Source organism: Nonomuraea sp. NPDC059023 (assembly GCF_042740095.1).
Classification (GTDB): Bacteria; Actinomycetota; Actinomycetes; order Streptosporangiales; family Streptosporangiaceae; genus Nonomuraea.
In genome coordinates this window covers 53950-73603 of the sequence record NZ_JBHYIO010000047.1, presented here as the reverse complement: position 1 = coordinate 73603, position 19654 = coordinate 53950, and the positions used below count along the sequence as shown (strand labels likewise).

Annotated in this window: 20 protein-coding genes and 1 pseudogene; 10 read left to right on the top strand and 11 right to left on the bottom strand. The window is 69.8% G+C overall.

The features are described from left to right. The 4 genes from ACFWYW_RS50260 to ACFWYW_RS50245 all read left to right on the top strand — a co-directional run. Positions 1–787: zinc-binding dehydrogenase (locus ACFWYW_RS50260; RefSeq protein ID WP_379641324.1), on the top strand; the 787-nt coding region annotated here is incomplete at its 5' end. A gap of 19 nt (positions 788–806) precedes the next feature. Further along, positions 807–1157, top strand: coding sequence for a VOC family protein (locus ACFWYW_RS50255; RefSeq protein WP_379610993.1), 351 nt, complete (start codon positions 807–809; stop codon positions 1155–1157). Between the two features lie 182 nt (positions 1158–1339). Next, on the top strand, positions 1340–1747 hold the full coding sequence (locus tag ACFWYW_RS50250; protein ID WP_379610992.1) for a helix-turn-helix domain-containing protein: 408 nt from the start codon (positions 1340–1342) through the stop codon (positions 1745–1747). A 34-nt stretch (positions 1748–1781) separates the two neighbouring features. After that, on the top strand, positions 1782–2243 hold the full coding sequence (locus ACFWYW_RS50245) for a VOC family protein (RefSeq protein ID WP_379610991.1): 462 nt from the start codon (positions 1782–1784) through the stop codon (positions 2241–2243). A 340-nt stretch (positions 2244–2583) separates the two neighbouring features. Here the strand turns inward: ACFWYW_RS50245 and ACFWYW_RS50240 are convergent, their stop codons facing one another. The 3 genes from ACFWYW_RS50240 to ACFWYW_RS50230 are packed head-to-tail and all read right to left on the bottom strand — an operon-like array spanning position 2584 to position 4942. After that, entirely contained in the window at positions 2584–2778 is a 195-nt protein-coding gene (locus tag ACFWYW_RS50240; RefSeq protein WP_379610990.1) for a ferredoxin, read from the bottom strand. 10 nt (positions 2779–2788) lie between these two features. Further along, entirely contained in the window at positions 2789–4012 is a 1224-nt protein-coding gene (locus tag ACFWYW_RS50235; protein WP_379610989.1) for a cytochrome P450, read from the bottom strand. A gap of 21 nt (positions 4013–4033) precedes the next feature. Continuing rightward, a complete protein-coding gene (locus tag ACFWYW_RS50230) occupies positions 4034–4942 on the bottom strand; it encodes an RNA polymerase sigma-70 factor (protein WP_379610988.1) in 909 nt (302 codons plus the stop codon). A 225-nt stretch (positions 4943–5167) separates the two neighbouring features. Between ACFWYW_RS50230 and ACFWYW_RS50225 the strand changes: the two genes are divergently transcribed. The 4 genes from ACFWYW_RS50225 (at position 5168) to ACFWYW_RS50210 (ending at position 8835) form a co-directional block, all read left to right on the top strand. Further along, complete coding sequence (locus ACFWYW_RS50225; RefSeq protein WP_379610987.1) at positions 5168–6019, top strand: SDR family NAD(P)-dependent oxidoreductase; 852 nt, start codon at positions 5168–5170, stop codon at positions 6017–6019. 32 nt (positions 6020–6051) lie between these two features. Continuing rightward, complete coding sequence (locus ACFWYW_RS50220) at positions 6052–7245, top strand: NAD(P)/FAD-dependent oxidoreductase (protein ID WP_379610986.1); 1194 nt, start codon at positions 6052–6054, stop codon at positions 7243–7245. Between the two features lie 222 nt (positions 7246–7467). Next, entirely contained in the window at positions 7468–7893 is a 426-nt protein-coding gene (locus ACFWYW_RS50215) for a peptidase inhibitor family I36 protein (RefSeq protein WP_379610984.1), read from the top strand. Between the two features lie 45 nt (positions 7894–7938). After that, positions 7939–8835, top strand: a complete 897-nt coding sequence (locus tag ACFWYW_RS50210) for a hypothetical protein (RefSeq protein WP_379610983.1) — start codon at positions 7939–7941, stop codon at positions 8833–8835. Positions 8836–8883: 48 nt separating this feature from the next. On the opposite strand, the gene ACFWYW_RS50205 is transcribed toward ACFWYW_RS50210, so the two are convergent. Next, positions 8884–10320 (bottom strand): pyridoxal phosphate-dependent decarboxylase family protein, encoded by a 1437-nt coding sequence (locus tag ACFWYW_RS50205; protein ID WP_379610980.1) that lies wholly within the window; start codon positions 10318–10320, stop codon positions 8884–8886. 101 nt (positions 10321–10421) lie between these two features. Here ACFWYW_RS50205 and ACFWYW_RS50200 point away from each other — a divergent pair, with 101 nt between their 5' ends. After that, positions 10422–10880 (top strand): Lrp/AsnC family transcriptional regulator, encoded by a 459-nt coding sequence (locus ACFWYW_RS50200; RefSeq protein ID WP_379610979.1) that lies wholly within the window; start codon positions 10422–10424, stop codon positions 10878–10880. On the opposite strand, the gene ACFWYW_RS50195 is transcribed toward ACFWYW_RS50200, so the two are convergent. From ACFWYW_RS50195 to ACFWYW_RS50175, 5 genes are all read right to left on the bottom strand, one after another. Next, positions 10869–12887 carry an AAA family ATPase gene (locus ACFWYW_RS50195; RefSeq protein WP_379610978.1) on the bottom strand — a complete coding sequence of 673 codons (2019 nt, stop codon included), beginning with the start codon at positions 12885–12887 and terminating at the stop codon, positions 10869–10871. The genes ACFWYW_RS50200 and ACFWYW_RS50195 overlap by 12 nt on opposite strands. Before the next feature lie 18 nt (positions 12888–12905). Beyond that, complete coding sequence (locus ACFWYW_RS50190; RefSeq protein WP_379610977.1) at positions 12906–13613, bottom strand: DUF2306 domain-containing protein; 708 nt, start codon at positions 13611–13613, stop codon at positions 12906–12908. Between the two features lie 14 nt (positions 13614–13627). After that, positions 13628–14464 carry an SDR family NAD(P)-dependent oxidoreductase gene (locus ACFWYW_RS50185; protein WP_379610976.1) on the bottom strand — a complete coding sequence of 279 codons (837 nt, stop codon included), beginning with the start codon at positions 14462–14464 and terminating at the stop codon, positions 13628–13630. A 79-nt stretch (positions 14465–14543) separates the two neighbouring features. Beyond that, the gene (locus ACFWYW_RS50180; RefSeq protein ID WP_379610975.1) at positions 14544–15413 is read right to left on the bottom strand and encodes an SDR family oxidoreductase; all 870 of its coding nucleotides are present in this window, start codon (positions 15411–15413) and stop codon (positions 14544–14546) included. A gap of 2 nt (positions 15414–15415) precedes the next feature. Further along, a complete protein-coding gene (locus ACFWYW_RS50175) occupies positions 15416–16816 on the bottom strand; it encodes an MFS transporter (protein ID WP_379610974.1) in 1401 nt (466 codons plus the stop codon). 157 nt (positions 16817–16973) lie between these two features. On the opposite strand from ACFWYW_RS50175, the gene ACFWYW_RS50170 reads away from it, so the two are divergent. Beyond that, positions 16974–17648, top strand: a complete 675-nt coding sequence (locus ACFWYW_RS50170; protein WP_379610973.1) for a TetR/AcrR family transcriptional regulator — start codon at positions 16974–16976, stop codon at positions 17646–17648. Positions 17649–17716: 68 nt separating this feature from the next. Here the strand turns inward: ACFWYW_RS50170 and ACFWYW_RS50165 are convergent, their stop codons facing one another. Together ACFWYW_RS50165 and ACFWYW_RS50160 are read right to left on the bottom strand one after the other, a co-directional pair. Further along, on the bottom strand, positions 17717–18565 hold the full coding sequence (locus tag ACFWYW_RS50165; RefSeq protein WP_379610972.1) for an alpha/beta fold hydrolase: 849 nt from the start codon (positions 18563–18565) through the stop codon (positions 17717–17719). Between the two features lie 58 nt (positions 18566–18623). Further along, a pseudogene (locus tag ACFWYW_RS50160) lies at positions 18624–19593 on the bottom strand (alpha/beta hydrolase). Positions 19594–19654: the final 61 nt, after the last annotated feature.

The following is a 19654-nucleotide window of genomic DNA, read 5'->3' as shown; positions in this document are numbered from 1 at the left end:
CGAACTGGGCCGCCCGCCCTGGGCGCCCGCCGTCGGCACCGTCGTCGCCTCCCGCAGCACCCGCTACCCCACCGGCGACCTGGTCCAGCACGTGTACGGCTTCCGCGACCACATCCTGGCCGCCGAGGACGACCCGTCGTTCACCACCCTCGACCCCACCCTGCTGCCCAGCCCCGAATACCACCTCAACCAGGGCACCACCGCCTGGCGCGGCATGGTCACCCTCGCCGCCACCGGCCCCGGCGACACCGTGTTCGTCTCCGGCGCCACCACCGGCGTCGGCGCCGTAGCCGGGCAGATCGCCCGCTGCCGCGGCGCCAAACGCGTCATCGGCAGCACCGGCAGCAAGGAGAAGATCGGCTACCTCGTCGACGAGCTGGGCTTCGACGCCGCCTTCGACTACCACGACGGACCCATCACCGACCGGCTGGCCCACCTCGCGCCGGACGGCATCGACGTCTTCTTCGACAACGTCGCCGGCGACCAGTTCGAGGCCGCCCTGGCCCTGGCCGCCCCCAACGCCCGCTTCGTCCTCTGCGGCTCCCTATCAGGCCGCAACCCCACCCTCGACCTCGAACCCGCCGTCCTGCGCGACGTCACCATCCGCGGCTTCACCACCCCCTACGACCACGACCCCGCCTGGAACGAGCACTACAGCCAGTGGATACGCGAAGGCCGCTTCACCTTCCCCCACACCGTCATCGAAGGCGGCCTGCCCGCGGTCCCCGGCGCACTCATCGGCCAACTGAACGGCAAGCACCGGGGAAACACCCTGGTCCGGCTGTGAAACCCGAAGGAGCACGACGATGAAACTGAACGGTATCTACGCGGGCATCCCGGCCGTCGACCTGGCAGCCTCCCAGCAGTGGTACGAGCGGGTCACCGGCCTGAAAGGGGACGCGGAGTCGGCACCCGACATGGTCGTCTTCGAGGTCTCCGGAGACAACGGGTTCGAACTCGATCGCGTCGAAGCCGTACCGGCCGGGACGGGTTGGGGTCTCCGGCTCGTGGTCGAGGACGTGGAACGTGAGCGCGCGAGCCTGGTCGAAAACGGCTTCACGCCCAGTGCGCTCGAATCCGTCCCCGGCCTCGTGGCCTTCTGCCACCTGCACGACCCTGACGGCAACCTGGTCACCGTGGTCCAGGAGCTGAGCTAGACCCCGAGCTGGTCCGCCCAACCGGTCGCGTACGGCTTACGCGTCCGTGACCGCGGCTCGCCGGCATGTTCACCCATCCCCCACCGTTCCAGGGGCGGGCAGGGTGAGCAGGCCGGCGAGGGGACTCCGATGCCGGCCGTACCCGCACGTCAATGGCTCGTCGCCTGCCTGCGTTAACTACGATGGGTTACGTGCTCAGCCCGGGTGAGGACCAGAACCGGCGGCTGTTGCGTGCACGGGACGCGATGGACCGGGAATTCGCCCACCCCCTCGACATACCCGCGCTCGCGCACATCGCCCTGATGTCGCCCACCCATTTCACCCGGTCGTTCCGGGCGACGTTCGGCGAGACACCGCACCGGTACCTGCAACGGCGGCGGATCGAACGTGCGATGGCGTCACTGCGCTCCACGTCGGTCAGTGTCACCGACATCGCCGCGCAGGTCGGCTTTGAGAGTCTGGGGACGTTCAGCCGTACGTTCCGGGCCATCGTCGGCATGTCCCCCACCGAGTTTCGGTCAGGCACGTCACCGGTCGATGTCCCGGTGTGCTTCGTCAAGGCGTGGACCAGACCGAGTCGTTTCGGATAAGCCATCACGCCCTTACTGTCCGTAGGGTCGAGGCATGTTCTCTCGTATCAGCATTCATTCCGTGTACGTGCTCGACCAGGACGAGGCGCTGGACTTCTACGTCGGCAAGCTGGGCTTCAAAGTGACCTCCGACGTCGACATGGGGTTCATGCGCTGGCTCCTCGTCGCTCTGCCGTCCGACCCGGACCGGTCGATCCTCCTGGAAAAGCCGGGTCCGCCGTCGCTCAGCGAGGAGACCGCCGCCCAGGTCCGCGACCTGGTGACCAAGGGCGCGCTGGGCGTCGCCGCGATCCTCAACACCGACGACTGCCAGAAGACCTACGACACCCTCAGCGCCAAGGGTGTCGAATTCACCGAGAAGCCCACGCAGCAGCCGTACGGCATCGACTGTGCGCTGCGTGACCCCTTCGGCAACCACATCAGGATCACACAGTTGGCGGCGGGTCCCGTCGAGGTCACGGACGAGGACATCGCCCGCTGGCGCGGAGACAAGTAGACCTGTCAGTCCTCTTCCCCCAGGAGCGAGGAATTCGTGGTGGCCCGCCGCGTACATCCTGGCCACCTCACGGTGGATGACCCTGCCGCTAGAAACCACGCTCCCCTATGCCACCTCGTCGGGGGCGCGGGAGTCGAAGCCCTACTCAGCGCTCCACGTCTACAAGATTGGTGCACTCGGTGCTGGACTTCGTGCCGCAACCGGCGTGGCCGCCGCTCTCCCCGTGATGACCTCCGCTGGCGGGCTCGTCGGCAGTGCGAGCGGCCAACTCGCCCAGGTCCGCCCGACGATCACCAGGGTCCCGGCTGACAGCACGTACCGTGAACGCCTCGTGTCGCGCTCACTCCCGCAGGATGGACAGGGCTTGGGAAGGGCACAGGGTGACGGCGTGGCGTGCCTGTGTGGCGCGCTGGTCGTCGGGGTGGTCGGTCAGCAGGGCCACGATGCCGTCGTCGTCCTGGTCGAAGACGGCCGGTTCGGTCAGCACGCACTGGCCGGAACCGACGCAACGGCCGGTGTCGGCTTTGATCCGCATCACGTCCTGCTCACCAGGTGACCGGAAGTTCGTGGACGCCGTAGACGACGGCGTCGTTCTTGAAGGGCAGGTCGTCGGCCGGTACGGCGAGCCGCAGCGTGGGGATGCGGCGGAACAGCGTGTCGAAGACGATCTGCAGTTCCATCCGGGCCAGGTTCTGGCCGAGGCACTGGTGCGGGCCGAATCCGAAGGTGAGGTGGTGGCGGGCGCCGCGTTCGACATCCAGTTCGGCCGGATTCTCGAACGCCGCGGGGTCCCAGTTGGCCGACAGGCCGGAGACGATGACGCCGTCGCCGGCCCTGATGTTCACTCCGCCGACCCGCACGTCTTCGGTGGCCAGCCGGGAGGTGACGGTGTCGGCGATGGTGAAGTAGCGCAGCAGTTCCTCCACGGCCATGGCCGTCTTGCCCGGATTGGCCTTGACCACGGCCAGTTGCTCCGGATGGGAGAGCAGCGCGACCACGCCGAGCGAGATCATGTTCGCGGTGGTCTCGTGTCCGGCGGTCAGCAGCAGGAAGGCCAGGCTGACCAGGCCCGTGTGATCGGGTGCGCCGTTCCGGCGTTGCCGGGCGATCTGCCGGCTGAGCAGGTCGTCGCCGGGTTCGGACTCTTTGCGGGTGACCAGGTCGTCGAGGTAGGCGCGCAGTTCGATGAAGGCGCGATTGCGGTCCGCGGTCGAGGTCCGGCTCACCATCATCGTGGTGCGGCTTTCGAAGAAGTCGTGGTCGGTGTACGGCACGCCGAGCAGTTCACAGATCACCAGGGACGGCACCGGCAGGGACAGCGCCCGCACCAGGTCGACCGGGTGCCGGTCGGCGGTGAGCATGTTGTCGATGAAGTGGTCGACGATGTCCTGGATCCGCGGGCGCAGCGCGGCCAGGCGCTTCACGGTGAACTCGCTGATCACCGGGCGGCGGGCCGCGGAGTGTTCTGCGCCGTCCATGCCGAGCATCACCGGCGGCTGGCTGCGCTGCAGTTGCAGGGTCGCCGCGTCGAGGTTGAACAGGGGGAAGCCGTCCTTGCGTTTGTCGGAGGAGAAACGGGGGTCGGCGAGGACGGCACGGCCTTCCTCGTGCCCGGACACCCACCACGCCTGCCCGCCGCTGGTCAGGCGGACCTTGCTGATCGGCGCCTGCTCGCGCAGCCGTTCGTAGGCGGTGGGCGGGGCGAACGGGCAGCCACGTTCGACCGGCAGCTCGAGTCCGGCGAGTTCGCCGGCAACGCTGTTCGTCATGAAGGACCTCCCAGTAGGTGTTCATCGCAGGGTGAGCGGGGTCTCGGAGGCGATGCGGGTCAGCTTCCGCGGGTTGCGGACGTAGTACAGGCCGGTGATGCGGGCGTCCTCGACCCGCGCCGCGATGACGCCGTCGATCTCGCCGTCCATGCGGAGCAGGAGCGCCGGGTTGCCGTTGACCACGGTGGGCTCGCTGGTGAGCGCCACCTGAGCCTTGCCGAGGCCGTTGACGATCATGCGGGCCACCTTGCCGGCGCCGGTGATCGGCTGCGGCACCGCCTGTTTGACGCCGCCGCCGTCGCTCACCAGAACGACCTGCGGGGCGAGCACGTCAAGCAGGCCCTGCAGGTCCCTGGTTTCCAACGCGCGCCGGAACGACTCCAGCACGGCCCGCGCCTGGCTCGGGGAGACCACCTCCCGCGGCCTCCGGGCGTCGACATGCCGGCGGGCGCGGTGCGCGATCTGCCGGACGGCCGCGGAACTCTTGCCGACGGCGGCCGCGATCTCCTCGTGACTGATGCCGAAGACTTCGCGCAGCACGAAGACGGCGCGTTCGGTGGGTGAGAGCGTCTCGAGTACGAGCATGAGCGCCATCGACACGCTCTCGGCGAGCTCGACGTCCTCGGCCACGTCCGGCGCGGTGAGCAGCGGCTCAGGCAGCCAAGGGCCGACGTAGTCCTCCTTGAGACGCCGCATGGCGCGCAGCCGGTCGAGCGAGCGCCGGGTGGTCACCCGCACCAGGTAGGCGCGCTGGTCGCGTACCTGCTCCCTGTCGACCTTGACCCACCGCAGCCAGGTTTCCTGCAGGGCGTCCTCGGCGTCGGCGGCCGAGCCGAGCATTTCGTAGGCGACGGTGAACAGCAGGTTGCGGTGGGCGAGGAACACCTCGGTCGCCTCGGCGGCGTCGTCCATCTGGCCGCGCTCGTCCATACCCGTCTCCTGCCTGGTCCCCGCGATTCCTGCTCTTATGCACAAGGCGCCGGCGCGTACCGCTGTGTGACACCCGTGATCGGTGACACACGTCACACGACCGCGCTGTCACAAAGTCCGGGGCGCCGACGCCGCATGGTCATCAGGACACCACGCGAACGATCGCCTTGGCCGCGTCGCGTGATGAGCGCCGCGCACCCCACCGCAAAGGAACGGGAAGTCATCATGAGCATGGTCTGGTTCGTCACCGGTTCGTCACGCGGCCTGGGCCGCGACTTCGTCGAGGCCGCCCTGTCGCGCGGCGACAAGGTGGCGGCGACCGCGCGGAGCACCGCGAGCCTCGACGAGTTGGCCGCCGCGTACGGCCAGGCGGTGCTTGCGCTGGAGCTGGACGTGACCGACAAGGCCGCCGTCTTCGCGAGTGTGAAGCGGGCCGCCGAGCATTTCGGCCGTCTCGACGTCATCGTGAACAACGCCGGCTACGCCCAGGTCGGCGCGATCGAGGAGCTGGCCGAGCAGCAGTTGCGCGACCAGCTGGAGACCAACCTGTTCGGCGCGATGTGGGTGATCCAGGCCGCGCTGCCGTACCTGCGCGAGCAGGGCGGCGGGCACGTCATCCAGCTGTCCTCGGCGGCCGGGCTCATGGCGATGCCGCTCAGCGGCGCCTACAGCGCCTCGAAATGGGCTCTGGAAGCCCTGAACGAATCGCTCGCCCAGGAGGTCGCCGACTTCGGCGTCAAGGTGACCATCATCGAGCCCGGCGGCTTCGCCACCCGGGGCGGCAAGAACCCCGATCCCCTCAACAACGGCCACCTGGCCGAGCCGAGCCCGGTCTACGACGGCCTTCGCCGGCGTATCGCCGAGTTCGCGGGAAAGCAGCCCGCCGGCGACCCCGCCGCCGCGGCCCAGGCCCTCCTCAAGATCGTCGACTCCGCCGACCCGCCCCTGCGGGTGCTCTTCGGCCACGGCTTCTACCCGATGCTGCGGCAGGTCTACGCCGACCGGCTCAAGACCTGGGCCGACTGGCAGGACCTTTCTGCGCAGGCGCACGGCGACCTCGACCAAGGAAATCGGTGACCCACCAGCAACAAGCCCGACAGGAGCACTACATGAAGCACCGCATCGTCGTTCTCGGCGCCGGCTATGCCGGGGCCTATGCGGCCGGCATCCTGGCCCGTCGGCTGTCCCCGGCCGACACCGAGATCACCGTGGTCAACGCCGTGCCGGACTTCGTCCAGCGCATGCGGCTGCCCCAGCTGGTGGCCGGTCAGGAGGTCGAGGCGCCGAAGCTCGCCGACGTCTTCGCCGGCACGGGGATACGGCTGCGCCTGGCCCGTGTCACCGCCATCGACCCCGAGCGCCAGATCATCACCATGACCGACGGCGCCGGCGGACTCGGCTACGACACGCTCGTCTACGCGCTCGGCAGCCACGGCGACGTCGAGGGTGTCCCCGGCGTGGCCGAGCACGCCTTCGACGTCGCCGCCCGGCCCTCGGCGCTACGCCTGCGCGAGCGCCTGGCCAGCCTGGACAGGTGGGGCGAAGGCGGGAACGTGGTGGTCGTCGGTGACGGGCTGACCGGCATCGAGACCGCCACCGAGATCGCCGAGTCCCGGCCCGGCCTGTCGGTGGCGCTCATCGCCCGCAGGCAGTTGGGCGCCCGGCTTTCGGCCGGAGCCCGCGGCCACCTGCGCCGGGCCTGCGACCGGCTGGGCGTCACCGTCCTGGAGCACACCAGCGTCCAAGCCGTCGAAGCGACGCGGGTGCTGTGCGCCGACGGCACCGCCCTGGCGTCCGACGCGACCGCGTGGACGGCCGGGTTCGCGCTCGACCCCATCGCCGTCGCCGCCGGCCTGGCGGTCACCGGGAACGGCCAGATCGTCGTCGATCGCACCATGCGGTCGGTCTCGCACCCGAACGTGTACGCCATCGGCGACAGCGCCCACGCCATGGGTGACAACGGCCGGCCGATGCCGATGTCCTGCGCCTCGGCCGGTTACACCAGCCGGCAGGCGATCGAGGCGATCGTGGGACGCCTGACCGGCCGTCCGATCCCCCACACCAAACTGATCTACACCTACAACCAGATCAGCCTCGGCCGGAGGGACGGGATCCGGCAGGCGGTCGACGACCAAGGACAGGCGAAGCCGGCATACGACGGCGGCCGCAAGGCCGCACGTACCAAGGCGGGCATCCTCACGATGTCGCTGTGGGCCACCTCGCACCCGACCTTCGGCATGCCCAGGCGCAAGCACCGCCTGGCCGCCGCACCGGACACGACCGCCGAAAGAGCGCCCGCGTAGCCGCCCGCGACGGCTCCCGGCGCCTCGAACAACTCCGAGCCGGCTGTCCCCCTCGGTGGCCCCTCGCTCGTCGCCTGAGTATCAGCGACACCCGACCAGGCTTTCAGCCCGAGCCAGGGGAGACGCCTTCATGAACGTGAGTCCTCCCCTTGTTCCGGCTTCGGACGAGAGGAGGCCAGCAAAAGATCTTGAGTCGCCCACACAGTATCGAAAGGAATGCACATGAAGGGTAAGACCGCTCTCATCGCCGGCGCCATGTCGCTCAGCTTCCTGGGATTGGCAGGGTATGGCCCCGCCGCCCAGGCCGCCGCAGCACCCGGCGACGAAGTCTCCTACGAGGTCGTCAGTGGAGTGTCCATACGGTCGGCCGCGTGTGCCAACAACCGCTTGTGCCTGTTCGAGCACGACGACTTCCGAGGACGGACCTACATCCAGATCAGGATGCCCTCCCCCGGCAGATGCGGGACCCTGCCGAACAGGTACAACAACTGGGCAAGCTCTCACAAGAACAAATACAACCGGAAGATCCGGTTCTACGACCGCCGTAACTGTGCCGGAGCCTCCGGATACGCCGCACGAGCCGAGAGCGAGGACAAGGACCTCACCAACAACGGCTTCGACAACAAGACCACCTCGCTGAAGCGCTGACGTGACCCACGCAGACGCGGCGGCAGCGTCCACCGGGCGCAGGCGATGATCGGTCCGCTCCGGCGATGGAGCATCGCCCTGGCATCGGCGTTCCTCGCCGGAGCGGTCCCGGCCTGCTCGACGGCACCGGCTGCACCGGCGGCGGTCCCGCCGGCCCGTTCGCACGCGGCCGCCGTCCCGGCACCCGGCGAACAGGCCCGGAGGCTCACCCTCCCCTTCGACGCCTACGACTTCAGCCCGGCCGAGAACATGACCCTGGAGGTCGCCGAGGACCTGCTGGTCCGCGACTGCCTGCGCGCACGCGGCATGGCCTGGCAGGTGCTTCCCGCCCCTGCCGGCAGCGAGAGCGAACCACCGCACCGCCGCCGCTACGGCGTCATCGAACGCGAGATGGCCGATGTGTTCGGGTATCACACACCCCCTGACCGGCCGGTCGTGGCCGCCCGCAAGCAGCACGATCTCGCCCGAACGGCACAGGCGTCGCCCACCGTCCGCAAGGCCGCCGACCGATGCCTCGACCGAGCGCGCGACCACCTGTCAGCCGGGGCGCCGAACGCCGACGCCGGCTTCTTCAACAAGACCATCTTCGCCTCCTTCGACGCCTCCCAGCGCGAGGAGAAGGTCACCCGGGCGTTCCGTTCCTGGAGCGCGTGCATGGCGGGCGAAGGCTTCCCCTACCCCGACCCGCTCACCGCGATCACCGACCCACGCTGGGAGACGAGCCAACCCACCCCACAGGAGATCCGCACGGCCCAGGCCGACCTCAGCTGCAAGGACAAGACCGACCTCGTATCCATCTGGGCGGCAGCCGAGACCCGCATCCAGAACGACGCCATCGGCCGCCACCCGAAGAAGTTCCAGCGGCTCAGGGCCGTCAAGATCCGGCAGCTTGAAGCCGCCCGCCGGGTCATCGACCGCACGCGACCGATGGACAGACCATGACGCAAGCGCATTGACACACCGCGTCGCCGTGCCGATGGCGGCGTTTCCCTAGCGAGCGACGCGAGACCTTACGTCGTGGGCCATCTCTGCCAGGCGGTCGACGATGAGATCGATGTCGGCGTGCGTGGTGCGGTAGTTGGTGACGCACGCGCGGATGCCGTGCCGTCCGTTGAGCCGGGCCGGACCGAGGAGCGCGGTGCCCTCGTTGATGAGGGTGGCGAGTGCGGCAGTGTGGTCCGCCTCGGTCGCGCCTTTGATCTGGACGCACACGGCGGTGAGCGGTACGGGCGCCATGAGCTCCAGATCCGGCTCGGCCTGGATGCGGCCGGCCAGATATTGAGCGAGGTCCAGGGTACGGCCGATCACCGACCGGAAGGTGTCGATGCCGAAGGCCTGCAGCGCGCTCCAGATTTTGAGCGCCTTGAACCCGCGGGACAGTTGCGGGCCGTAGTCCATGTAGTCGACCATCAGCGGGTCCTCCGCGACGGTGAGGTACGAGGAGGAGAAGGCGAAGGCGTCTCTGAGCTGGGTTCGGTCGCGTACCAGCAGGCACCCCGCCTCCAGGGGAGCGAAGAGAAGTTTGTGCGGGTCGAGGGCGATGGAGTCGGCTCTGGCGCAGGCGGCGAGTGCGGGATCGCTCCGGTCGGAGAGGACGAACAGGGCGCCATAGGCGCCGTCGACGTGCAGCCACAGGTTTTCGCTCGTGCACAGGTCCGCGATCTCGGCGATCGGGTCGATGGATCCCGTGGTGACCGTTCCGGCCGTGGCCACGACGCAGAACGGCTCCAGCCCGGCTGCGCGATCGTCGCGAACGGCTTGCTCCAGAGCATCGGCGCGCATGCGGTGACGGTCGTCGGCGGGGATGTGGCGGACGTTGTCCAGCCCGATCCCGAGAATGGCCGCCGCCTTGTCCACGCATCGGTGCGCCTCGGCCGATGTGTACAGGACGAGCCGGGGGCCGGAGTTCTGTAGCCCCTGCTCGCGGTAGCCGGGCCGGTGGGCGTGCAGGGCTGTCGCGAGAGCGTTGAGCGTCGCGATCGACCCTCCTCCGGTGAGGATTCCGCCGGACTGCTCGCCGTAGCCGAACAGTCCGGCCAGCCATGAAACGACGGCGCGTTCGATCACGCTCGCGGACGGGGAGAGCTGCCAGAAGTTGCAGTTCTGGTTGATGGCGGCGGCGATCGCCTCGGCATAGGGGGCGATGCCGTTGGGCGGACCGAGAACGTAGGCGAGAAAACGCGGATGACTCACTGTCGTGGAATTCGGCAGGATCTTGTCGTTGATCTCGTGGAAAAGTCCCTCGATCCCGATGCCCTTGTCGGGGAACGGGGTCGTGAGCAGGTTCGCGAGAACCTCGCGGTTCACCTCGGGGACGAGCGGGCGCCCGGGGATGGAGTCTTCGTAGCCCTCAAGGAAAGCGGCCAGCAACCGGCCGGCCGTTTTGTGGCCGTCCTTGTCCAGGCTCAGTGTCGGATGCTCAGTCATCGCGGCCCCTCCCAGGTATCCCGTGGTCAACGGTAGCCACATCGCCCTGGCACGCGATGCCAAAGATGCCCGGCAGCGGACGGCGATTAGCATGGTGTGCCATGGACAAGACCGATCGAGCAATTCTCGCGCATCTGATGAAGGACGGGCGGCTGGCCAACATCGAGCTGGCGGACCGCGTGGGCTTGTCGCCGTCCCCGTGCCTGCGCAGGGTTCGCCAGCTCGAGAGCAGTGGTGTGATCACCGGCTATTACGCCGCGGTGAACCCCGCCGCGATCGGCCGGGCCTTCCACGTGCTGCTCCATGTGGAAATGGCGCTTCAGGACAGGGCGACGATCGAGGCGTTCGAGGCCGAGGTTCGCCGGCTGGAAGAGGTGGTGCACTGCCGTCGGATGTTCGGCCAGCCCGACTATCTGCTGAGCATCGCGGTGGCCGACCTCGACGCCTATGAACACCTGTACATGACCAAGCTCACCGATCTGCCCGGCGTCGCACGGACCAATTCCCAGTTCACCATGACCACGGTCAAGACCACGCCGGGGTTTCCGTCAATTCCCTAGTGCTGCACCGCCTGGCCGCCGGCCCCTGCCGTACAGCTCGCTGTGCCACAGGTCGGCGCAGACGCGTTCGATGCCGCCCGTCAGGTGCCTGCGGAAGGTGGTGAGGGGCAGACCGAGCTTTTCCGCGGCCAGTTGCTGGGTGGGGGTGCCGCTCAGGAACGTGGCGGCCAAGGTGCGGTGGAACTTGACCGAGCGCGGGTCCTCGCGCAGATCGTCGATCGCCTGGCGCAGGAGATCGTGCAGCGCCGTCGCCGGGTCCTGGCCGCTCCGCTCGGTGATCAGCCTGGTGCGCGTCAGCGGCGAGGCGGCCAGCAGGTCGAGCCGTGGCAGCCGGCGCAGCGCCTTCCTGACCTCCTCTTCGAACTCGGCCCGCGACAGTACCGCGAGCCTCGCCGGGGTGGTGCCCGGGTCGCCGGCGGGCGGCCGGTTCAGGTGCTCCAGCCACGCCGACGCGGGAGCCGTCCGCCAGTCGTGGGCGAACAGGCCGTACGTCGCCCGCCCCGCCGCGGGCGGCTCCGCGATGGGCGGCATGCCCAGGCGCCGGAACCGCTCCGCCAAGGCGGGGCACGGATCCCAGGCCGCGAGGTACGACCACGCCAGCCGTTCCGTACGCAGGCAGTTGCCGATCAGCCGCCGCATGATCAGCTCCAGAACCGGCGCGTCACGAGCGGAGGCCGGCACCCACACGCGGCCGACGGCCAGGTGCTCACCGGGGCGCAGTGGCGCGGTGGCGCGCGCGTGTTCCCACGCCGCGGCCACGACGGGGTCGGCCGCCAGTTCCGACTCGTCGAGCTCGGGCAGGCACAACCAGGCGCAGTACGCCAGCGGTTCGCCGCTCGCGGCGCGCCGGTAGACGCGGAACGACTCCGGACGGCGTCGCGCCCAGAAGCCGGCGCCGGCGGCGGGCGCCTCCCCCTCCGCGGCCGTGGCCATGCGGATCAGCGTGTCCGTGTCCCCGGCGCGTAACACGTCCTCTCTGATCCCGGTCTCCTCATGGGCGCCGCCGGCCTGGTGCAGGTAGAGCAAGGCCGCCGTCGCACCCGGCACGTCGGGATCGGCCGCGTTCCGCACCTTGCCGGCCAGATACGCGTGAATACGGTCGTGCATGTCGGCGTACGCCTGCGGGTCCCGCCACCGGAAGTCGCTTTCCAGCACTTCGCGCACCACATCGTGCGGGACCAGGCCCAGGCCGCTCGACTCCACGAACGGCAACCGGCGCAGCCATGGGAACAGCGCGCCCGCGTGGTCGGGAAGCACCGTACGCAGAAGGTCCTCCGTGGTGACGTACGCGTGCGCGCACACCTCCAAGGCGCGCAGGTGCGCCTCGGACGGCACCGGCCCCACCATCTGGTCCAGCAGCGCGGCCACCACGTCCTGGCGTGAGGAGGTCCGGTTCCTGATCGCCGCGGCCCTCAGCCGCAACGCCAGCGGATGCCCGGAGGCGAAGGCCAGCACCGGCTCACGCTGTTCGTCCGGCACCCCGCTGAAGTCCAGCAGCGCACGCGCGTCCGCGGGCGCGAGCCCGCGCAACGCCAGCACCTCAAGCGCACCTTCCCACCCCGGGTCGGCCTGCCAGAGCATGTCCGGCGGGAACCGCCCGGCGATCGCCACCAGCGCCCCCGTCGGCACCCGCGGCAGAAACCTCTCCCACAGCCACGCTTCCAGAGCTTGGACCTGGTCGAACGCGTCCACCAGCAACACCGCACGGGCATCGCGCAGCACCGGTTCCGCCGCCGCCTCGAACGCCGCGGGTGACCCGGGCGTGACCCGTCCGTCGACCTCGGTCACCACGCGCCCCGACGCCGCGGCCTCGCGCTGGAACATGCGCAGCAATGCCGATTTCCCGACGCCGCCGGGTCCGTGCACGTACAGGACACTGAAGTTGCCGCCGCGCAACGCCGCGCGAAAGACCTCAAGCTCCTTCTCCCGCCCCGCGAACGCCAGCTCGCGCGCGGCCCGCACCCGCCGTCCGAGCACGTCGGACCCGCGGGCGGTCTCCGCCGACATGGCCACGAACCTCCAGACCTAGCTCGGCTCGGCGGCCGGTACGGCCTCGCCGAGCCGCCGGCGGCGGGCCAGCGGCGCGAGCGTGCGCTGGATGATGAAGTACTCGGCCACGGCCACGTTGACCAGGATGGACGCCCACACGCTGAGGTTGTAGATCTCCTCGAACGGCACCGCGGTGGCCACCGACTGCTTCAGCATCAGGCCGGTGAGCAGGTAGACGCGCAGGGAGACCGCGGCGAAGGTCAGGGCGTAGTTGCGAATCAGCCAGATCCGGTGCAGCTGTACCTGGCCGCGGCGGATGCTCAGGTAGGCCTTGGCCAGCGTGTACAGCCATCCCGCGACCAGAAGGTAGAAGGCGATCTGCACCGAGAGGCCGCCGAGCGAGAACGTGGCGGCGAACAGTGCCGCGCCGCTCGCGAACAGGACGGAGATCATGTAGACCCGGCCCGCCACCCGGTGCAGCTTGGGCCGGCGGGCGCGCAACCGGGCCATGAACTGGAAGGGGCCGATGATCAGGGCGAGGCCGCCGGGTACGGCGTGCATGGTGAGAGACAGGTAATGCAGCGCCACGTCCGGGTCGATGGGCACGTTGCTGTCGGCCGGGTTTCCCGACAGATAGGGCGGCAGCGCGTAGGCGGCGATGCCGATCGCGGATACGGCCATCAGCCCCCACAGCGCCCACCACCAGCGGTGGAGGTTGGTCCGGGGGGCGGGAGAGGAGGTCATCACGGTGCTCCGTTTCAGTCCAGCCAGGTGGACATGGCGTCGACGACGGCGCTCCCGTCCAGATCCGCGAGGGATCTGCCGACCGAGGCGGCGGCGGCTTGCGAGGTCTGCCACCGGAAGCGGGGCGTGGCGGTCGTCGCGGCCTCGATCACGACAGCGGCCGCTTCCTGAACCGGCTGGGCCCGCGTCAGGTTGTCGACCGCGCTCTGGAGGTACTTCTCCGCCAGGCCGCGGTAGGGGTCGTCGGGGCCGGGGAACGCCCTGTTGTCCACGTTGTCGACGAAGTTCGTCGAGACGGCCGCCGGTTCGACCACGCTGACGGCGATCCCGAAGCGGGCCGCCACCGGCGCGAGCGACTGCATCAAGCCTTCGAGGGCGAACTTGGCGGCGATGTAGCCGTCGAGGAACGGCTGCCCCACGGCTCCGCCTTCGCTGCTGACGCTGACGATCCGGCCGCCGCCGGACTTGCGCATCGACGGCAGAACGTGCCGGGTGAGCGCGGCGGCGCCAAGGAAGTTGACCTCCAACTGCAGCTGTAGAGCGTCGTCGTCGATCTGCTCCAGGGTTCCGAGGATGGCTTGGCCGACGTTGTTGACGAGAAGCGCGATGGGCCCGAGATCGGCCGTCACCTCGTCGACGCGGGCGCGGGCGCCGTCGCGGTCGGTGACGTCAAGCTGCCGGATCGTCAGATCGACTCCCTGGTCGGCGGCCTCGGCCCGCAGCCGGTCGGCCCGGCCGGGGTCGCGCATCGTGGCGACGACGTGAAAGCCCTCGCGCGCCAGTCCCACGGCGGTGTGCAGCCCGATTCCGCTGGACGTTCCCGTCACCAGCGCGATCTTCCTGTCACTCATGTCGAACTCCTGCTCGGTGTGTCGTGGAGGAGGCAGGCGTACCCGCCTCCTGATGGGCCGGGCCGCCGGTCGCGGGCTGTCATGCCGGGGTGAAGGCGGCGGCGTGGTCGCGGGCGAAGTCGGTCAGGTCCCGTGCCGGTTGCCCGGTGAGGTCGGTGAGGTCGGTGTAAACGTCGGCGGCCTCGCCTCTGGCGTAGTGCGCGTAGTCCTCGACGAGGCCGTCGGCCTGCCAGGGCGGCAGCATCTGGTGCATCGCGGCGGCGAAGTCGGCCGGAGAGACGTCGGCGAAGGTGATCCGGTGGCCCGTCGCTTCCGACAACGCCCGGGCGATCTCGGCGTGGGTCACCGCGCGTGGGCCGGTCAGGGTGTAGGTGCGGCCGGAGTGTCCGGGCTCGGTGAGGACGACCGCGGCCGCGGCGGCGATGTCGCGGGTGTCGACGAGGCTCACGGGCGCCTCGCCGATCGGGGCGCCGAATCGCCGTTCCGCTCTGATCACGCCGGCGAAGTTCAGCACGCCCTGCATGAACAGGTTCGGGCGTAGCGTGGTCCATTCCCGCAGGCCGAGGGTGGACACGAAGGACTCCACGGCGGCATGCCAGCGCAGGAACCGCACGGGCGAGTCGGCTCGTGCCGCGTACTGGGACAGCAGCACCAGCCGCGGCACCCCGGCTGAGCGCACACGTTCGGCGAACCGGATCTGGCCCTCGGCTGCGTCCGGCGCGGACGGGCTGTTCAGGAAGACCGCGTCCACCCCCCGCAGCGCGGTGGTGACGGCCCGCTGGTCGTGCAGGTCCGCGACGACGGGTTCGGCTCCGTCCGGGAGGGAGGCCGCCCGTTCTGGTGTACGCGTCATCGCACGCACGTGTACGCCGCGCGCCAGCAACTCCGGCACCACCTGCGACCCGATCCCTCCGGTCGCACCGACCACCAGAACCGTCGATGTCTCCATGATCATCCTTCAACCTGTGGGTCGGACTCCGGCGTGCGGTGTGCCGCCGGGATGAGGGACAGAAGGGCGGCGACGAGGGCGAGCACCGCCGCGCCGAGGAAGGCATCGGTGTAGGCGACGCCGTCGCCCGCCTCCGGCCGCGCGCCGGCCGTGGCCAGCGCGATCAGGGCCGCGAGCCCGAGGGCGCCGCCGAGCTGACGCGTGGCGTTGATCAGACCGCTGAGCAGGCCGGTCTCCCCCACGACGGCGCCGGAGACCGCGATGGTCGTCGCGTAGACGAATCCGAGACCCAGTCCGGCGCCGATCAGCAGGAACGGCCCCAGAAGCGCGGTGACGTACTCGCTGCCGGCCTCGCTCTGGGCGAGCCAGAACAGCCCCGCGGACAACGCGGCCAGCGCGCCCGCCATCGCCGATCGCGGACCTGTCAGCCGGGCCAGCCACGGAGCGCCGAAGCCGCCCAGCGTGATCAGGACCGCGATCGGCAACTGGCTCAGGCCGGCCGTGGCGGGCGACATGCCGAGGACCTGCTGCTGGTACAGGGACAGGAAGTAGAACAGGCCCACCGACACCGCGCCCAGCAGGAGCATCACGGTGTTGGCGATGACCACCGGCCTGCGCCGGAAGACGCCGAGCGGGACGAGAGGGTGGCCGGAGCGCAGCTCGACGACGATGAACGCCCCCAGCGAGAGCGCGCCGACCGCCAGGCTCGCGACCGTGCGCACGGAGCCCCATCCGGCTTCGGGGGCGGAGATCAGCCCAAAGGCCAGCGCCGAGATGCCCAGGGTGATGGTGGCCGCCCCGAACAGGTCGAACCGCCCTCGCCTGACCGGGGACGGCGGCAGCGCGTACCCCACGAGGACGGCCACGAGGATCTCGATCGGCACCGGAAACCAGAAGATCGCCGGCCAGCCCAGGGCCTGGGTCACCACTCCCCCGAGCGCCACGCCGAGCAGGCTGCCCGCGCCGAGGCTCCCGCCCCAGACACCGAGCGCGCGCCGCCGCTCGCCGGGCTCGGGGTAGAGGCCGAGCATGAGCGAGAGCGCGGCGGGAGTGAGGACCGCCGCCCCCGCGCCCTGAACGATCCTCGCGGCGATCAGGGTGGTCGCGTCGAAGGCGAGGGCGCACGCGATCGACGCGACCACGTAGATCGCGACGCCGGTCAGGAACATCCTGCGGCCGCCGAGCAGATCGGCGAGCCGGCCGCCCAGCAGCAACAGTCCCGCAAAGGCGATCAAGTAGCCGTCCACGACCCACGACAGTTCCGCCGTCGACAGGTTCAACGCCGTCCTCATGGCGGGCGTGGCCAGGTTCACCATCGAGACGTCGAGGATCACGGTGCCCGCGGCCATGGCCAGGGCGACCATGGCCAGGGCGCGTCGCGACCTGGTCGTGGTGATGCCCATGGCTGACCTCCTTCGGGTGCTAAGTGACACTCTTTACTCTGTGAGAGCTTCTCGCTTTACGGATTATGCATTGCCAAACATCACAGCTCAAGTCAAAGCGAAAGATTCTTTGCTTCTGTGCGCCATGTTATGATTGCTAGACCCATAGGAGGATGCGATGCCCACACCCGCCCCCCGTAGCTCGATGCGTGAACGTTTCCGCGAGCAGGTCCGGGAGGACGTGAAGGCGACGGCCCTGGACCAGCTCGCGGAAGGCGGGCCCCAGGCGATCTCGATCAACGCCATCGCCAAGCAACTGGGAGTGTCGGGAGGCGGGCTCTACCGCTACTTCGCCAGCCGTGACGACCTGCTGACCGCCCTGGTCATCGACGCCTACGAGGACCTGCACGACGCCATCGCCCAGAAGCTGGGCGGCGAGGCGGCCGGCCGTACCCCTGAAGAGCGCTTCCGCGCGCTGGCCCGGTCCTACCGGGCCTGGGCCCTGGCCGAGCCGCACCGCTACGAGCTGCTGTTCAAGCCCCCGGTACCGGGCTACGACGCGCACGCCGAATCTCTGGCCGCCGCGGCCCGCTCGCTCATGGTGATCCTCCTGGGCGTCCTCGCCGAGTTCGCCGGCGAACCGGCGACCTATCAGAAGGACGACGTTCTCGCCGCCCGAGCCGCGGGCTCCGCGGACTTCCGGCTCGCGGTCGCCGTGTGGTCATGCGTGCACGGCATCGTCAGCCTCGAACTCGGCGGCGGCCTGTCGGCGATGACGGTCGAGGTCGACGCCCTCTTCGAGTACGAGATCGAACTCCTCATCGAGAGAATCGAACGGGAGCATCGCGACTGAGGCTCGTGGTGGGGGACGCCGTCCCTGACGTCGCCTCCCGCCTTCGATGCCGAGCGGCTGGGGTGGGTTCAGTCGCGCGCGGCGCGGCGGATGAGGTCGGCGACCTCCGAGGGTTCGGAGACGGTGATCGCGTGGGAGGCGCCGGGGACGGTGACGGTGTGGGCGTCGGCCCGCTCCGCCATCCATTTCTGGGCCTTGGGCGGGATGTTGAGGTCCCGGCCGGCGACGAGGGCGTAGGAGGGGATGGTCTTCCAGGCGGTCTCGGTGGCCTTTTCCTCCAGGGCGGCGGTGGAGACCGGCCGCTGGGTGGCGGCCATGACGGCGGCGGTGGCGTCGGGGACGTCGGCGGCGAACTGCTGGTGGAAGCGGTCCTGCTTGATGGTCAGCTCGGTGCCCGTGCCGCCGCCGGGCAAGGGGTAGGAGGCGCTGCTCACCGTGTCGCCCAGGGTGCTACCGGGGAATTTGGCCGCCAGTTCGGCGGCGTTCTCGCCGGTGGCGGGGATGAACGCGGCGATGTAGACCAGGGCCTTGACGTTCGGGTTGCCGGCGGCGGCCTGGGTGATGACCGAACCGCCGTACGAATGGCCGGCCAGGATGACGGGGCCTTGCACGGTGTCCAGGAGGCTGCGCACGTAGGCGGCGTCGTCGTGCAGGCCGCGCAGGGGGTTGGCCACGGCGATGACGCGGTAGTGGTCGCGGCGCAGTCGCTTGATGACGTCGGCCCAGCTGGAGGCGTCGGCGAAGGCGCCGTGGACGAGGACGACGGTCGGCTTGGCCCTGCTCGAACCCCTGTCATGGGAGGCGGCGGCGCCGGTCGTGGTGGCGGCCAGCAGGGAGCCGATCACGAGGGGCGCGAGAGCCAGCTTGGCCAGGTTACCGACGGCCGGGCGAGAGGTGGTGCGTTCGGGACGGAACATGATGTCTCCTTGCGGAAGGGGCGACCGGTGCGGGAACTCCGTTCCGCGCTTGCGTGGGTCAGTTCTGGTGGAGTGCGGTGCGCAGTGCGTGGACGGCCTGGTCGATGGCCGCTTGGGCGGCGTGGGTGTCGCGCAGGGCGTTGAGCATGACGAAGTCGTGGATGATGCCGAGGTGGCGAACGGCGACGACGGGGACCCCGGCGGCGCGGAGTTTGGCGGCGTAGGCTTCGCCTTCGTCGCGCAGCACGTCGGCCTCGGCGGTGATGACCAGCGCCGGTGGCAGTCCGGCCAGATCCTCCAGTGACGCGCGCAGGGGCGAGGCGGTGATGTCGGCGCGTTCGGCGTCGATGGTGGTGTACTGGTCCCAGAACCACCGCATGGCATCACGGCGCAGGAAGTAGCCTTCGCTGAACTGATGGTAGGAGGCGGTGTCGAAGCTCGCGTCGGTGACCGGGTAGAACAACACCTGGGCCCACAGGGACACGTCCCCGCGTTTGTTTGGCCATCAGCGTCAGCGCGGCGGCCATGTTCCCGCCGACGGAGTCACCGGCCACGGCGACGCGCTCGGCGTCCAGGTTCTTGCCGGCGCCGTGGGTGACCACCCAGCGGGCGACGGCGTAGTTCTGCTCGATGGCGACCGGGTAGCGGTGCTCGGGCGAACGGTCGTACTCGGGGAAGACCACGGCGGCCCCGATGCCGACGGCCAGCTCGCGGACGAGACGGTCGTGCGTGTGGGCGTTGCCGAACACCCATCCGGCGCCGTGGATGTAGATCACCACGGGGACCGGTCCAACGGCGTCCCGGGGCCTGACGATCCGGGCTCTCACCGAGCCGGTCGGGCCGCCTTCGACGGTGACCCACTCCTCATCCACCTCGGGCTTGGCGACCTCGCCCGCCTGCACCTCGTCGACCGCGGCGCGAGCCTCCTCCACGGGGATCTGGAACAGGTAGGGCGGCTGGGCGGTGGCCTCGGCGAACGCCGCTGCCGCCGGTTCGAGCACGGGAGCGGTGGGGGTTCTCTCAGACATGCAGGCTCCTTGACCGGACAGCTTCTCCAAAACGCGAGAGCTTCTCTCGCTAGAGGGAGTA

Bases quoted from the DNA above. Each gene is read 5' to 3' on its own strand.
- ACFWYW_RS50255 (WP_379610993.1), top strand. From the start codon at position 807: ATGAAACTGAACGGTATCTACGCGGGCATCCCGGCCGTCGACCTGGCA.
- ACFWYW_RS50250 (WP_379610992.1), top strand. From the start codon at position 1,340: ATGGGTTACGTGCTCAGCCCGGGTGAGGACCAGAACCGGCGGCTGTTG.
- ACFWYW_RS50245 (WP_379610991.1), top strand. From the start codon at position 1,782: ATGTTCTCTCGTATCAGCATTCATTCCGTGTACGTGCTCGACCAGGAC.
- ACFWYW_RS50240 (WP_379610990.1), bottom strand. From the start codon at position 2,778: ATGCGGATCAAAGCCGACACCGGCCGTTGCGTCGGTTCCGGCCAGTGC.
- ACFWYW_RS50235 (WP_379610989.1), bottom strand. From the start codon at position 4,012: ATGACGAACAGCGTTGCCGGCGAACTCGCCGGACTCGAGCTGCCGGTC.
- ACFWYW_RS50230 (WP_379610988.1), bottom strand. From the start codon at position 4,942: ATGGACGAGCGCGGCCAGATGGACGACGCCGCCGAGGCGACCGAGGTG.
- ACFWYW_RS50225 (WP_379610987.1), top strand. From the start codon at position 5,168: ATGAGCATGGTCTGGTTCGTCACCGGTTCGTCACGCGGCCTGGGCCGC.
- ACFWYW_RS50220 (WP_379610986.1), top strand. From the start codon at position 6,052: ATGAAGCACCGCATCGTCGTTCTCGGCGCCGGCTATGCCGGGGCCTAT.
- ACFWYW_RS50215 (WP_379610984.1), top strand. From the start codon at position 7,468: ATGAAGGGTAAGACCGCTCTCATCGCCGGCGCCATGTCGCTCAGCTTC.
- ACFWYW_RS50210 (WP_379610983.1), top strand. From the start codon at position 7,939: ATGATCGGTCCGCTCCGGCGATGGAGCATCGCCCTGGCATCGGCGTTC.
- ACFWYW_RS50205 (WP_379610980.1), bottom strand. From the start codon at position 10,320: ATGACTGAGCATCCGACACTGAGCCTGGACAAGGACGGCCACAAAACG.
- ACFWYW_RS50200 (WP_379610979.1), top strand. From the start codon at position 10,422: ATGGACAAGACCGATCGAGCAATTCTCGCGCATCTGATGAAGGACGGG.
- ACFWYW_RS50195 (WP_379610978.1), bottom strand. From the start codon at position 12,887: ATGTCGGCGGAGACCGCCCGCGGGTCCGACGTGCTCGGACGGCGGGTG.
- ACFWYW_RS50190 (WP_379610977.1), bottom strand. From the start codon at position 13,613: ATGACCTCCTCTCCCGCCCCCCGGACCAACCTCCACCGCTGGTGGTGG.
- ACFWYW_RS50185 (WP_379610976.1), bottom strand. From the start codon at position 14,464: ATGAGTGACAGGAAGATCGCGCTGGTGACGGGAACGTCCAGCGGAATC.
- ACFWYW_RS50180 (WP_379610975.1), bottom strand. From the start codon at position 15,413: ATGGAGACATCGACGGTTCTGGTGGTCGGTGCGACCGGAGGGATCGGG.
- ACFWYW_RS50175 (WP_379610974.1), bottom strand. From the start codon at position 16,816: ATGGGCATCACCACGACCAGGTCGCGACGCGCCCTGGCCATGGTCGCC.
- ACFWYW_RS50170 (WP_379610973.1), top strand. From the start codon at position 16,974: ATGCCCACACCCGCCCCCCGTAGCTCGATGCGTGAACGTTTCCGCGAG.
- ACFWYW_RS50165 (WP_379610972.1), bottom strand. From the start codon at position 18,565: ATGTTCCGTCCCGAACGCACCACCTCTCGCCCGGCCGTCGGTAACCTG.